We start from the raw sequence: 13,386 nt of genomic DNA, 5'->3' as shown, positions 1-13,386 counted from the left end.
GTCAGTCACTTCCTGTCGGTTCGGGTTCACTGGGACAGTTCATCTGGACACCGTCCAAGACCATGTCGGCGATGCGCTTGGCGATCTGTGCCGGGCTCTTGCCGTCGGCCCGATACCAGACCGCCACCATGTTGAGCATCCCGAGGATCGCGTTGGTGATCAGGTGATCGGCCGAGCGAAACACCCCGGCCTCGTGGCCCTCATCGAGGACGCGCTGCCAACAGCGCTGCAACTCGTCGCGTAGTTCCTGCAGTTCCGCGGCGCGCTCACCGGTCAGCGCGGAACCATCGCGGACCTGGATGGCGACCTGCTTGCGGTACTTGACGATGAGGATGACGTAGGAGCCGATCAGCGTGCGCAGACGCTTGTCCGGCGCGGTGTTCATGCCCGCGATATGCGCTGCCTCGGTGAGCATCTCGTCGATGTAGCTGCGCAAGATCTCCCAGAGAAGTTCCTCTTTGGATCCGATGTGGTAGTACAGCGCACCACCGCGCACACCTGCCACCGAACCGATCTCTGCGACGCCTGTAGCGTGAAATCCCTTTTCCGCGAAGAGTTCCGTTGCCACGTCCATGATCCGCCGGCGGGTCGCCGCGGCATCACCGTCGGACGCGGGGGGCCGGCCCCGTCGCGGTTTGGCGCTGGCCTCCGTCACAGGATGCCACCATCCAAGCGAATCGTCGTTCCCGTGCAGTAGGCCGACGCTTCGCTTGCGAGATACAGTGCCGCGCCGACGATATCCTCCGGTTCACCGACACGCCGCAACGGAATGCTGGGAATGAGCGCCTCGGCGAATCCCTCCGGCCAGGCCGCCGCGATATCCGTGTTGAACAGCCCGCACTGAATCGTGTTGGCACGCACGGTCGGTCCAAAAGTATGCGACAGCCCGAGGGTCAGGGCGTTCAAACCGGCCTTGGCCGCCGCATACGGCAGCGCGGTGGCGTCGGGCCGCACCGCTTCGATCGAGCTGATGTTGATGATCGAACCGCCGGCTCCTGCCGCCATCTTGGTGGCGATCGATGCCGACAACCGGAACGGGCCCTTCACGTTGACCCCGATCACCTTGTCGAACAATGCTTCCGACACCTGGTCCAGGCTGGGGTACAGCGGGGACAGTCCCGCGTTGTTCACCAACACGTCCACGCGGCCGAATTCGCGGTACACCGTGTCGACCAGCTCATCGCATTGTGCCCAGGAGCTGACATTGCAGGCCACCGGGAGCGCACGGCGGCCATGCTCGGCTTCCACCGTGGCGGCCAGCTCGTTACAGGAGTCGATCTTCCGGCTCGCGATCACCACGTCGGCGCCGTGGGCCGCGAACGCCTGCACCATCGCTCGCCCCAAGCCGCGGCTCCCACCGGTGACGACGACGACCTTGTCCTGCAGCATCCGAGTCTCCTCCATTAATGTGGCGATCGATACATTAAAGAGGCGACGCCGATAACGCAAGGGCTGCTGTGCTCGATCAGCGAGCGAGCTTGTCCAGCAACAGCGTGAACAGCGCTTCGGTCTTGTCGTCCTCCGGATCGAGACGGCAGAACATCACCGAGGCGACGTAGTTCGCGCGCTGTCGTGCCACCAGCCGGCACGACCACGGTGAGCGGTCGGTGGTGCGCGTCCAGTTCACCTCGTCACGACCGCTGTGCACGATGCTGAGCGTCCAGCTTTCCTGGACGCCACCCACCGCGGTAGTGCCATGCACTCCATCGCATCTGGACATGCGCTGGGCAAACTGCTCGAACTGCTGGCTGGCCGAGGTGGCGGTCTCGAACACGATGAGCGCCGTGCCGATGGTGTGTCTGCGTACCTTTCCGACGGTTTCGGAGTACGCCTGGATGCGTGCCGCGCTGAAGCTCAGGTACTGCTGCCGGGTGGCCAGGGAGTACCCGTACGCGCAATCGGACACGGTGTTCGCCGTCGAGAGCACCGTGTCGAGCGGCGGAATGGTCTTGACCTCCGGAAGACCCACTGCCGCACGAACATCCGATGCCGACAGCAGGCGATCTTCAAGGTCGGCCTGCCTCGGCGGCAACACCGGGTAGAGCCTCTCCGGCTTGGCGGGGGCGGCGGCCTCACCCGCGACCGCATGCGTGCACGAGGTAAACAGCGCAGAAAGGCTGAGCAAAATGATTGGTACCCAGCGCATTACCGTGTCTCCGAGAGCTTCATCGTCAATCGGTCCAGCACATCGCCCGCCTTGTTATCAGAACCATGGGTGCAGAACATCGACGATGCCACGAAGTTGGTCCGCTGTCGTGCGGCCATGTAGCAGGTCCAGCTCGAGTCGACCACGCTACGCGTCCACGCCACCTCATCGGCGGTATCGGCGCTGGTGACGCTCAGAGTCCAGGCGTCGGAATCGAATTCGTGCCCCGTATCTGTCGTAACCCCATCACACTGCGACATCTTGCCCGAGAAGGACCGGAACTCACGCTGCGCGACGGCCGCATCTGCAAACACCACCAGCGCATCACTCACCGAATACATCCGCGCCTCGTCGGATTCTTGGGAGTAGCCCTCGATCCGTGCCGCAGCGTACCCCGCGTACTGCACATTCTCGGCCAGTGAATAGCCGATTCCACAGGCACGATCGGGGCTGGTGGACCCGAACATGCCGTCGACCGGCTCCCACACCTCCAGCAGCCTCGGGAGGCCGGTAACTTCCCGTATCTCCTCGGGAGTAAGGAGCCGCCCGCGGAGCTTGCCATCTACCGGCCGAATCTCTCGGTAAAAGCTCCCCCTCTCTACCGGCACCAGCGCCTCACCATCGGCAATCCGCGTGCAAGCAGCCAAACTAAGCGCCACACACAACAGCGCGATACCTCGGCGCATACACACCCCTATCCCCGCAACCCCCGATCAGGGTTTGCTAGGAGTGTAGCTACACCACCAGTGCCATGCGCGGATCGGTGAGCATTGCACCCAGATCCGCGAGGAACTTCGACCCCTGCTCACCATCGACCAGCCGGTGGTCGAAGGACAGCGCCAGCGTGGTGACGTCACGGACCGCGAGCTCGCCGTGCACCACCCAGGGGCGTTTGGCGATCGAGCCCAGAGCCAAGATGGCCGCCTCACCCGGATTGAGGATCGGGGTGCCCGCGTCGACGCCGAACACTCCGATGTTGGTCAGCGTGAAGGTTCCCCCGGTCATATCGGCGGGCGCGGTCTTTCCCTCACGCGCGGTGCTCACCAATTGCGCGAAAGCCACGGCCAACTCGCGCAACGACATCCCCTGGGCGCCCTTGACGTTCGGAACCACCAGTCCGCGCTCGGTCGCGGCGGCGACGCCGAGATTCACGTAGTGCTTGATGACGATCTCTCCGGCTTGTTCGTCCCAGCTGGAGTTGAGCGAGGGGTGCGACCGTAACGTCAGCAGCACCATCCGAGCGACCAGTGTCATCGGGGTGAGCTTGAGGTCGGGGTGCTTCGCCTTCAACTCGGCAAGCAGCTCCATCGTCGCGGTCATGTCGACCGTCAGAAACTCGGTGACATGCGGCGCCGTGAAGGCGCTGCGCACCATGGCGGCGGCGGTGTGCTTGCGGACACCCGCGATGGGAATCCGCGTCTCCCCTCCCAGCGAAACCGCGGGCTCGACCTGCGGAGCGCGGGCGGTCAGGCTGCGGGTGTAGGCCTCCACATCCTGTCGGGTGATGCTGCCCCCGATCCCGGTCCCGGCGATCAGGTCGAGAGTCACGCCGAGTTCGGCAGCGAGCTTGCGGACCGACGGCTTGGCGGCGGGGCGGGGCTGGTCCACGGCCGCCGGCTGCACTGTTATCGGCGTGGGCGCCGCCGTCTCTTCCACCAGCGCGAGCGCGGCCGACCCCGCTGCCGTGCGCCGCCGACGACGCGTCTGGCCACTCGATTCCGACGGACCGTAGCCGACAAGGTTCGCGGGCGCGTCCGGTTCGGCACCGGCAACCTCGATCGAGATCAGCGGCGACCCGACCGCAAGGGTCGAATTCTCGGCCGCCTCCAACGCCACCACGGTTCCTTCGTAGGGGGACGGCAGCTCCACCATCGCTTTCGCCGTCTCCACATCGGCGAGCACCTGGTTCAGCTTCACCTCGTCACCGACCTTCACCTTCCAGGAGATCAGGTCGGCTTCGGTGAGCCCCTCACCGAGATCCGGGAGCAGAAACTGTTTGACTGCCATGGATTTCGCATTCCTCCTAGGCGGCGATGGCGCGGTCGACGGCGTCCATCACCCGCTCCGCGTCGGGCAGGTAGTGGTGCTCCACCTTGTTGGCGGGGTACGGCAGGGCGAAGCCGCCGACCCGCAGGACCGGAGCCTCCAGGTGATAGAAGCACCGCTCGGTGATGCGTGCCGCGATCTCCGCGCCCAACCCCATGAACACCGACGCCTCGTGAACCACCACCAGCCGCCCGGTCTTGCGCACCGACGCCTCCAGGGTCTCGAAGTCGACCGGCGAGAGGGAGCGCAGGTCCACCACCTCGATCGACACACCCTCCGCGGCTGCCATATCCGCCGCGGCGGTGGCGACCGCGACCATCGGACCGTATGCGGCGATGGTGGCCGCGGTGCCGGGCCGGACGATGCGGGCGGAGGACAGCGGGAGCAGATCCTGAGATTCGGTGCTGACCTCGCCCTTCTCCCAGTAGCGGCGCTTGGGCTCGAAGAAGATGACCGGGTCATCGCACGCCACGGACTGGCGGATCATGTCGTAAGCATCCTGCGGCGATCCGCACGCCACCACCCGCAGGCCGGCCGTGTGCGCGAAGTACGCCTCCGGCGACTCTGAATGGTGCTCCACCGCACCGATTCCACCGCCAAATGGGATACGGATGGTCAGCGGCATGCCCACCGCACCCTTGGTCCGATAGTGCAGCTTGGCCACCTGACTGACGATCTGGTCAAAGGCCGGGTACACGAAGCCATCGAACTGGATCTCGCACACCGGGCGATATCCACGCATGGCCAAACCCACTGCGGTACCGATGATTCCGGACTCGGCGAGCGGCGTATCGATCACCCGATGGTCCCCGAAGTCCTTCTGCAGCCCATCGGTGACCCGGAAGACGCCGCCGAGCTTGCCCACGTCCTCCCCCATGACGATCACCTTGTCATCGTCTTCCAGGGCCGCGCGCAGACCCGCGTTCAGGGCACCGGACATCGTCATTCTGGTCATGATGCGTAGGTCCCTTCTCTTCGCGCAAGCGCCTCATCGACCCCTTCGTCTTCAAAGCCGGCGAGGTATTCCAAATAGTCGCGTCGTTCCGCGGCGACGAGCGAATGTGGTTCTGCGTATACGTCATTGAACATGTCCGCAGCCGTCGGCTCGATCGTGCCGAGGCATCCGGCGCGCATCTCGGCGGCGACCTCGTCGGCCTTCGCCGCGATGCGCTGCTTCTCCGAATCTGTCAGGGCTCCTCGTCCTGCCAAGTACTTTTCCACCCGCGAGAGCGGGTCCTTGGCACGCCACTCCTCAAGCTCGGCGGAGTTGCGGTACTTGGTTGGGTCATCAGAGGTGGTGTGCGGCCCCATCCGATAGGTGACCGCCTCGATGAGGGTGGGCCCGCTGCCCTCGCGCGCGCGCCGTAATGCCGCGCGCGTCGCGGCCATCACCGCCAGCACATCGTTGCCGTCCACCCGAATACCCGGTACACCGAATCCGCTGCCGCGTGCCGCCAGCGGTAGGTGGCTCTGCACCCGGACCGGCTCGCTGATGGCCCACTGGTTGTTCTGGCAGAAGAAGACAACGGGCGCACCGAAACTCGATGCGAAGGCAAAGGCCTCCGATACATCGCCCTGACTGGTGGCGCCATCGCCGAAGTATGCGACGACCGCGGTATCCGCCCCGTCGAACTTGACACCCATGGCGTATCCGGTGGCGTGCAGCGTCTGCGCGCCGACGATGATCGCCGGTGCAGTCACGTTGTGGTCGCGGGGATTCCAGCCCGACTGCGTTGAACCTCGCCAGAACTGGAGCATGGCGGTGGGCTCGACACCGCGGCAGTACGCGACGCCGTGCTCACGGAAACTGGTGAAGGCGAAGTCGTCGTGCGCCAGCGCTCGGGCCGAGCCGACCTGCGCGGCCTCCTGGCCCAACAGCGGTGCCCACAGCGCGAGCTCACCCTGACGCTGCAGGGCCGTGGCCTCGGTGTCGATGCGACGGACCACCACCATGTCCTCGTACAGCGCGACAAGCTGCTGATCGCCAATGTCCGCGACCAGCGGCGTGTACGCCGGATTCTCGACCCGGCTGCCTTCCGGATCCAGGAGCTGGATGGTTTCCATACCCGCCTCGCTAACGAAGTGATGCGCCGCCCACCGATGACCACCACCTTGTGGTTGTGTCATGTCTCACAGTGCATCAGATAGTCATACTGCGCAACCGATGCGTGCCGAATTAAGCATTCTGCCCATATTCGCCGTGCCGTCCTGTGCGATACTGCGCGCTATGACCACTCTGGACGCCACCGATGCAAAGTTGTTACTCGCACTCACGCAAACCCCCCGTGCGTCCGGAGTGGAGCTGGCACAGCGGCTGAATCTGTCCCGCAACACGGTGCAGGCGCGGCTGACCCGCTGGGACCAGCACGAGGCGCTGGCCGGTATCGACCATCAAATCGTGCCGCGCGCGATGGGCTATCCCATGACGGCATACGTCACGGCTCGCATCGACCAGCATCAGCTGGCGGCCATTGGCGTAGCACTCGCCGATGTACCGGAGGTGGTGCAGGTGCACGGCCTGGCGGGCGCCGATGACCTGATGATCAAGGTGGTGGCCGTCGATAGCGACGACCTCTACCGAATCGCCGGGAACATCCTGGATATCCCGGGCATCGCCCGAACGTCCATCGCGATTGCCATGCACGAGTTGGTGGCATTCCGGATGACACCACTGCTGCGGCGCCTCGCGGGGCAAGATTGATGCTCAGCCCAGCCAGTCCAGTACCGCTGCGGCCGTCCAGGATTGCTGCATGCTGCCCAACGGCTCACCGGTAAACGGCTCGTAGTATTCGGCGAAGGACCCGTCACCCGCCTGCCGCAATCCTTCCTGCCGTAGCAGGAAGGCACGCTCACTCCATCCGCGCCGCTCGAACGCCCAGCAGAACAGCCAGGTGAGTACCGGCCAGACCGGGCCCCGCCAATATTCGCGCGGACGAAAGTCCCGGGACACCGGCGACGTCGACGGCACCAGCGCATATCGCAGGTCAGGATGGCCGCAGAATCGCGGACCTTCCAGCAGCCTCAGCAGTGCCAGCTCCTGCGGGCGCGGAAGACCACCGGAGAGCAGTGGCGCAAACATGGCCACCGTATCGGTCGCAACCCACTTACCCGTCTTGACGTCGAAATCCCTTGCCGCACCGCTGCGTTCCTCGGTGGTGTCGATAACCCCGCTCCGGAATCGGTCGGCCCAGCCGTGCAGTTCCCGCACATCGGCGCGGGGCCGGGCGTGCTCCTCGCCGATGGTGGCAAGCACCTCGCAGGCCACCGCGAAGATCGCCGAGACGAACACGTCCTCCATGGCGAAGCTCATCACGTCAGGCAGCCGCGCATCGTCATACCCGACCGACTTCATCTCTTCCAGCAGCCACAGATAGACGTCGTACTCGGCGTCCTTGGGGCGCTGCGACGGATCCGTGACAATCGCGGTGTCCTCCCGCACATACGGCGGTAGCTCGCCGGGAACCACATTGGCGTACGCACTATCCCAGCGCGGCGAGTTATCCATCCCGGATTCCCACCCGTGATACAGGGTGATTCGGCCGTGCTGGTTCTGATCTCGTGCCTCCGCGAGCCAACGATGCCATCGCATCAAGTCTGTCCATCGCCGGTCCAGAAAGGCCTCGGCAATCCCCCGGGCGCTGCGGCCCCGCCGACGCGCGTGATCCAAGATGCGTTGCACCGCTATGGCATGCACCGGCGGCTGGGTGATACCTGATGTCTGACAATTCGACGGCGCGTTCGCAGCCAGTTCCGAAGTCCGCCAGCGTGCCGGCCCGGGAAAGTACCCATCGACCCCGTTGGCGAACACGATGTGCGGGATCATCCCGTTGGCCCATTGCGCCGAGAGCAGCGTGTCCAGCTCGGTAACGGCACGTTCGACGCTCAGCGGCGCCAGCCCTACCGCCACGAAGGCCGCATCCCAGCTCCACATGTGCGGGTACAACTTGGGGGCCGCACTGGTCATCGTCCCCCGATCGTTTCCTCGGAGCAGGTACGCCGCGCGAGCCGCCAGCTGCGTGGGAGTGAACATCGGGTGGGACGGCATCCGTCCATTGTGCGGCGTACTCGGCCGTTCCCTCTCGCCGAAAGCGCACTTTCGGCCCGACAGTGCGAGGGGAACCCGCTAGAAGTCGACATTCGGCGGAAGGAGGCTAGCCTGGCCCGCATGCCCCTGGCTCTCATCACCGGCGCAAGCGGCGGACTCGGCACCGCGATCGCGCGCGCACTCGCCCCTACTCACGCCCTCCTACTGGGCGGCAGGCCCTCCGCCCGGCTCGACGAACTGGCCGCCGGATTGGGTGCCACCGCGTGGCCGGTGGACCTGGGCGACGAGGACGCGGTGCTGGCGGCCGCAGCCAATATCGGCGAACTCGACCTTCTGGTGCACAACGCCGGGGTCTCGTACCCGGCGACGATCGACGACTCCAGCCTGGCCGACTGGCGAAAGACCCTGGAGATCAACGTACTAGCGCCGGTAGCGCTCACCAAGGCGCTTCTTCCCGCGCTACGCGCGGCGCAGGGTGACGTGGTGTTCATCAATTCCGGGGCGGGGATCAACGCCCACCCGGGTATCGGCTCGTACTCGACGAGCAAGTTCGCGTTGCGCGGACTCGCCGATGTGTTGCGGGCCGAGGAGCCGCAGCTTCGGGTGACCTCGGTGCATCCCGGCCGGATCAGCACGCCGATGCAGCAGGAACTCACCGAACATGAAGGGCGTGAATACAATCCGGCTGAGTACATGCGCCCCGAGTCGGTCGCGCAGCTGGTTGCCGATGCCGTGAGCCTTCCGCGCGATGCTCGCGTTCACCAGATCGTGGTGCGGCAGAACTGAATCAGTCGCCGCGCAGGGGCAGGCACCAGATGTCGCTGTAAGGAAGTGCCCGGTCCAGGTAGGCCAAGAACTCGCCCTTACCGCGATCACCCTCGCGGATCGTGGCGGTGACCGCTTCGGCAACGGCCGCCAAATCCGGCATCATCACGCCGTCGGCATCGTGTGCGTCCATCCGCCCATCCTGGCCTCCGTGATCTTGAACGTGATCTTGAAAAGGAAGGCTACCGACGGCCCAATCCAAGCGTGCTCCCTAGACGACCAGATTCACCATGCGGCCCGGCACCACGATGACCTTCTTCGGGGTGGCACCCGCCAGGAACTCGAGCACCTTCTCCTCGGCAAGGGCCGACGCCTCGATATCGGCCGCAGGCGCGTCGGCGGCAACCGTGATGCGTCCGCGTACCTTGCCGTTCACCTGGATGGGGTACTCGACCGTGTCGGCCACCAGCCACCGCTCATCGGATTCCGGGAAGGGGCCGTGGGCCAACGACTCATCACGCCCCAGCCGGCTCCACAGTTCCTCGGCCAGGTGCGGCGCCAGCGGTGCGAGCAGAAGCACCAGTGGCTCCACCGCAGCGCGCGGAGCGCCTGCCGGATACTCCTTGGTGAGGTGGTTGGTGTACTCGATCAGCTTGGCCGCAGCAGTGTTATTACGCAGGGCTGCATAGTCTTCGGCGACTCCCGCGATCGTCTTGTGCAGCGCCCGCAGCGTGCCCTCACTGGTCAGGTTCTCGTCGGTGACTCGGACCTTGCCCGTCTCCTCATCGACCACCGCGCGCCACACCCGCTGTAGGAATCGGTACGCGCCAACGACATCTTTTGTCGCCCATGGACGCGAGAGCTCGAGCGGGCCCATCGACATCTCGTACACGCGCAGCGTGTCGGCGCCGTAGTTGTCGCAGATGTCATCCGGCGAGATCGAGTTCTTGAGGCTCTTTCCGATCTTGCCGAACTCCTGCTTCACCTCCACTTTTCCCTCGGGACCGGGCCAGAAGAACTTTCCGTTCTCCTCGAGCACCTCGGCGGCCGGGACGTACATGCCGCGTGCGTCCGTGTAGGCGTGCGCCTGGATGTAACCCTGGTTCAGCAGCCGCCGATACGGTTCGCGGGAGCTGACGTGTCCGAGGTCGTAGAGGACCTTGTGCCAGAACCGCGAGTACAACAGGTGCAGCACGGCGTGCTCCATGCCACCCACGTACAGGTCGACGCCGCCGGGATCATCCGGCCCATGCTCGGCCGGACGCGGACCCAACCAGTAGGCCTCGTTCTGCTTGTCGCAGAAGGCGTCAGCATTGTCGGGGTCCGCGTAGCGCAGCTCGTACCACGAGCTGCCCGCCCACTGCGGCATCACGTTCGTGTCACGTGTGTACCGCTTGAGCCCATCACCCAGATCCAGCTCGACATTCACCCAATCGGTGGCCTTCGACAGCGGCGGTGAGGGCTCGCTCGACGCATCGTCGGGATCGAAGGACACCGGTGCATAGTCCTCGACCTCCGGCAACTCGACGGGCAGCGAATCCTCGCCCAGCGCCAGCGGTCGGCCGTCCGCGTCATAGACGATCGGGAACGGCTCGCCCCAATAGCGCTGGCGCGCAAAGAGCCAGTCGCGAAGCTTGTACTCGATGCGCGATTCGCCGCGTCCGTCGTTCACCAACCGGCGGGTCACCTCGGCCTTCGCGGCGACGACGTCCAGCCCGTTCAGATAGTCGGAGTTCACCAACGCGCCATCGCCCGTGTATGCGGCCTCCGTGACATCACCACCGGAAATCACTTCCCGCACAGGCAGACCAAAGGCATGCGCGAAATCCCAGTCACGCTGGTCATGCCCGGGCACCGCCATGATGGCGCCCGTGCCATAACCCACCAGCACATAGTCGGCGATGAAGATCGGCACCGGGTCACCGCTCACCGGGTTTGTCGCATACGCGCCCGTGAACACGCCCGTCTTTTCTTTGTTCTCTTGACGTTCCAGATCACTCTTTGCGGCGATGGAGCGCCGGTACTGGTCAATCGCCGCACGTGGTGATTCCTGACCACCGGTCCACCGCGCGTCGGTCCCTTCCGGCCAGCTGGCACCGGCCAGCGAATCAACAAGCGGGTGCTCGGGAGCCAACACCATGTAGGTGGCGCCGAAGAGTGTGTCGGGCCGGGTGGTAAATACCTCGATATCGCCGGCGCCTGCTACGGCGAACAACACCGACGCACCCTGTGAACGACCGATCCAGTTGCGCTGCATCGTCTTGACCTTGTCGGGCCAATCCAGGAATTCCAGGTCGTCGATCAGCCGATCGGAGTACGCGGTGATCCTCATCATCCACTGCCGCAACCGTTTACGGAAAACCGGGAAGTTGCCGCGCTCACTGCGGCCATCCGAGGTGACCTCTTCGTTGGCCAGCACGGTACCCAACCCCGGACACCAGTTGACCATCGAATCCGATTGGTAAACAAGGCGATACGAGTCGACAAGATCGGCGCGCTCACCATCGCTCAGGTCGCCCCACACCGTGCCGTCGGTAGGCGTACGTACACCGGAATCGAATTCGGCCACCAGCTCGTCGATACGACGGGCCCGCTGGGCGTCGACGTCATACCAGGCGTTGTAGATCTGCAGGAAGATCCACTGCGTCCACTTGTAGAAGTCGACGTCGGTGGTCGCGAAGCTGCGGCGTGAGTCATGGCCCAGGCCCAGACGCCCCAGCTGACGCTTGTAGTTGACGATGTTGGCCTCGGTGCGTACCCGCGGGTGCGTCCCGGTCTGCACCGCGTACTGCTCGGCGGGCAGCCCGAACGCGTCGAACCCCAGCGCATGCAGCACGTTGGCGCCGCGCATCCGGTGGAAGCGGGCATAGACGTCCGTCGCGATGTAACCCAGCGGGTGTCCGACGTGCAGCCCATCACCCGACGGGTACGGGAACATGTCCTGGACAAACATCTTGTCCGCGGGAATCGGGGTGCCGTCGGAAGGTGCGAGCGACCCCACCGGGTTCGGCACATGGAACGTGCCGCGGTCGGCCCAGCTCTGTTGCCAGTGGTGCTCGATCTGCCCGGCGAGCTGCGCGGTATAGCGATGCATGGGGAATTCAGCGGTTTCCGCTGAATCTCCGGTGGCGTCCTGCTGGGCTTCGGTCACGCATCAAGGGTAAATGCGGCAGCTCAGCGAACAGAAATCGCCGCTTTGGCGACGAGAGTTAATCACTCTGGTCACAATCCGGCCACTTCCGGGGGTGTCCGGGGTGGTTTCTCAGCTGCGCTCATTAACTTCGGGACCGCCACAACCGAAAGCCCGCCTGTCGACACCGCCGTCGGCACCTCCGCGCTCACGGTTGTCATCCACAACGCGCAGACAATCTCACATGACGCATCGGACAGAGCCGGAAGGACAGAGAAGGTGACGACCAAACGGTATTCAGTCAGGTTCGCGGCGGCCACGGCCTCCGTCGCGGCACTGCTCGCCGGGACCACCGCCATCGCGTTGGCGGACCCACAGCCCGTGCCTCCGGCACCGGTGGCCACTCCGAACGCTGCCACTTCAGCCCCCGTCGCACCGGTGGCGGCACCCACGGCGTCAACGAATCCGCTGCAGCCTGCCGCACCGATCGGCGGGCTCGCACCCGCCAACGAAGGCACGCTGACAGAGTTCTTCGCTTCCAAGAACGTGAAGCTGGAACCGCTGACCAAGAACAGCCACGGCGCACCCCGCGTCAGCATCCCGATACCGAACAACTGGGCGAACGTACCGGATCCCAACGTCCCGAACGCCTACCAAGTGATTGTCAGCAAGGCCAACGGCACTGGGCTCTACCAGTCCAACGCGCAGGTCACGATGAGCAAGCTTATCGGCGAGTTCGACACCAACGAGGCCATCTCACACGGCCCCGTCGAGGTCAAGGCACTGCAGGGCTGGCAGCCGACAGACGCCTCGCTGGTCACCTACCAGGGCTTTCCGTCCTCGGTCGTGGAAGGCACCTTCCGTCAGGACGGTGAAACCCTCAACACCTCGCGCCGTGCCGCGATCATCACGCAGGGAAAGGACCGGTACCTGGTCCAGCTGGCCGTCACCACCACCGTCGGTAACGCCATCGCCGAGGCTCCCGCGACAGACCTGATCGTCAACGGACTGCGCTTCGGAGACGCCGCACCGGTCACCGCGCCGGTGGCCGACCCGAATGCGCTCGCCGATCCGGATGCCCTGCCCGCGGCTCCCGTCACGCCTGCTCCCGGGGCACCCGCGCCCGCGGACCCCAACGCTCCGCCTTCGCCAGCACCGGGCATCCCGGGCCTGCCACCCCTGCCCACCCTGCCTCCGCTCATCCCACCGGCACCGCCCGCGGCATAACCGTCCTCATATCCCGCTTAAACTGAG

Annotated in this window: 13 protein-coding genes; 3 read left to right on the top strand and 10 right to left on the bottom strand. The window is 65.2% G+C overall.

Features of this window, described 5'->3' with window-relative positions:
* Position 1 precedes the first annotated feature (1 nt).
* The 7 genes from AC5Y5C_RS00655 to pdhA form a co-directional block, all read right to left on the bottom strand.
* Positions 2-655, bottom strand: a complete 654-nt coding sequence (locus tag AC5Y5C_RS00655) for a TetR/AcrR family transcriptional regulator (RefSeq protein WP_499968088.1) — start codon at positions 653-655, stop codon at positions 2-4.
* Positions 652-1,389, bottom strand: a complete 738-nt coding sequence (locus AC5Y5C_RS00650) for an SDR family NAD(P)-dependent oxidoreductase (protein WP_499968086.1) — start codon at positions 1,387-1,389, stop codon at positions 652-654. Before AC5Y5C_RS00650 ends, AC5Y5C_RS00655 begins: the two co-directional genes overlap by 4 nt.
* A gap of 76 nt (positions 1,390-1,465) precedes the next feature.
* Positions 1,466-2,146 (bottom strand): sensor domain-containing protein, encoded by a 681-nt coding sequence (locus AC5Y5C_RS00645; RefSeq protein WP_499968084.1) that lies wholly within the window; start codon positions 2,144-2,146, stop codon positions 1,466-1,468.
* Entirely contained in the window at positions 2,146-2,832 is a 687-nt protein-coding gene (locus AC5Y5C_RS00640; protein WP_499968082.1) for a sensor domain-containing protein, read from the bottom strand. The genes AC5Y5C_RS00645 and AC5Y5C_RS00640 overlap by 1 nt, the downstream gene beginning before the upstream one ends.
* Before the next feature lie 49 nt (positions 2,833-2,881).
* Positions 2,882-4,153 (bottom strand): dihydrolipoamide acetyltransferase family protein, encoded by a 1,272-nt coding sequence (locus AC5Y5C_RS00635; RefSeq protein ID WP_499968080.1) that lies wholly within the window; start codon positions 4,151-4,153, stop codon positions 2,882-2,884.
* 16 nt (positions 4,154-4,169) lie between these two features.
* Entirely contained in the window at positions 4,170-5,132 is a 963-nt protein-coding gene (locus tag AC5Y5C_RS00630; RefSeq protein WP_211196787.1) for an alpha-ketoacid dehydrogenase subunit beta, read from the bottom strand.
* Positions 5,133-5,143: 11 nt separating this feature from the next.
* Positions 5,144-6,256, bottom strand: a complete 1,113-nt coding sequence (gene pdhA, locus AC5Y5C_RS00625; RefSeq protein WP_499969253.1) for a pyruvate dehydrogenase (acetyl-transferring) E1 component subunit alpha — start codon at positions 6,254-6,256, stop codon at positions 5,144-5,146.
* Between the two features lie 163 nt (positions 6,257-6,419).
* Here pdhA and AC5Y5C_RS00620 point away from each other — a divergent pair, with 163 nt between their 5' ends.
* Positions 6,420-6,893 (top strand): Lrp/AsnC family transcriptional regulator, encoded by a 474-nt coding sequence (locus AC5Y5C_RS00620; RefSeq protein WP_499968078.1) that lies wholly within the window; start codon positions 6,420-6,422, stop codon positions 6,891-6,893.
* Positions 6,894-6,896: 3 nt separating this feature from the next.
* Here the strand turns inward: AC5Y5C_RS00620 and ggh are convergent, their stop codons facing one another.
* Positions 6,897-8,237, bottom strand: coding sequence for a glucosylglycerate hydrolase (gene ggh / locus AC5Y5C_RS00615; protein ID WP_499968076.1), 1,341 nt, complete (start codon positions 8,235-8,237; stop codon positions 6,897-6,899).
* A gap of 120 nt (positions 8,238-8,357) precedes the next feature.
* Between ggh and AC5Y5C_RS00610 the strand changes: the two genes are divergently transcribed.
* Entirely contained in the window at positions 8,358-9,023 is a 666-nt protein-coding gene (locus AC5Y5C_RS00610) for an SDR family oxidoreductase (protein WP_499968074.1), read from the top strand.
* A 1-nt stretch (position 9,024) separates the two neighbouring features.
* Here AC5Y5C_RS00610 and AC5Y5C_RS00605 read toward each other — a convergent pair whose 3' ends face one another.
* Together AC5Y5C_RS00605 and leuS are read right to left on the bottom strand one after the other, a co-directional pair.
* A complete protein-coding gene (locus tag AC5Y5C_RS00605; protein WP_499968072.1) occupies positions 9,025-9,195 on the bottom strand; it encodes a hypothetical protein in 171 nt (56 codons plus the stop codon).
* A 78-nt stretch (positions 9,196-9,273) separates the two neighbouring features.
* Positions 9,274-12,096: a leucine--tRNA ligase gene (gene leuS / locus AC5Y5C_RS00600; protein WP_499969252.1), complete on the bottom strand. Its 2,823-nt coding sequence runs from the start codon at positions 12,094-12,096 to the stop codon at positions 9,274-9,276.
* 315 nt (positions 12,097-12,411) lie between these two features.
* Between leuS and AC5Y5C_RS00595 the strand changes: the two genes are divergently transcribed.
* On the top strand, positions 12,412-13,359 hold the full coding sequence (locus AC5Y5C_RS00595; RefSeq protein ID WP_499968070.1) for an LpqN/LpqT family lipoprotein: 948 nt from the start codon (positions 12,412-12,414) through the stop codon (positions 13,357-13,359).
* Positions 13,360-13,386 lie beyond the last annotated feature (27 nt).

Source organism: Mycobacterium sp. NGS15, assembly GCF_059813245.1.
The sequence above is the reverse complement of the archived record's forward strand: the minus strand, read 5'-3'. Positions and strand labels throughout refer to the sequence as shown.

Coding starts and splice junctions, on each gene's coding strand:
- AC5Y5C_RS00650 (WP_499968086.1), bottom strand. CDS start 1,389: ATGCTGCAGGACAAGGTCGTCGTCGTCACCGGTGGGAGCCGCGGCTTG.
- AC5Y5C_RS00645 (WP_499968084.1), bottom strand. CDS start 2,146: ATGCGCTGGGTACCAATCATTTTGCTCAGCCTTTCTGCGCTGTTTACC.
- AC5Y5C_RS00640 (WP_499968082.1), bottom strand. CDS start 2,832: ATGCGCCGAGGTATCGCGCTGTTGTGTGTGGCGCTTAGTTTGGCTGCT.
- AC5Y5C_RS00635 (WP_499968080.1), bottom strand. CDS start 4,153: ATGGCAGTCAAACAGTTTCTGCTCCCGGATCTCGGTGAGGGGCTCACC.
- AC5Y5C_RS00630 (WP_211196787.1), bottom strand. CDS start 5,132: ATGTCCGGTGCCCTGAACGCGGGTCTGCGCGCGGCCCTGGAAGACGAT.
- pdhA (WP_499969253.1), bottom strand. CDS start 6,256: ATGGAAACCATCCAGCTCCTGGATCCGGAAGGCAGCCGGGTCGAGAAT.
- AC5Y5C_RS00620 (WP_499968078.1), top strand. CDS start 6,420: ATGACCACTCTGGACGCCACCGATGCAAAGTTGTTACTCGCACTCACG.
- ggh (WP_499968076.1), bottom strand. CDS start 8,237: ATGCCGTCCCACCCGATGTTCACTCCCACGCAGCTGGCGGCTCGCGCG.
- AC5Y5C_RS00610 (WP_499968074.1), top strand. CDS start 8,358: ATGCCCCTGGCTCTCATCACCGGCGCAAGCGGCGGACTCGGCACCGCG.
- AC5Y5C_RS00605 (WP_499968072.1), bottom strand. CDS start 9,195: ATGGACGCACACGATGCCGACGGCGTGATGATGCCGGATTTGGCGGCC.
- leuS (WP_499969252.1), bottom strand. CDS start 12,096: ATGCATCGCTATACCGCGCAGCTCGCCGGGCAGATCGAGCACCACTGG.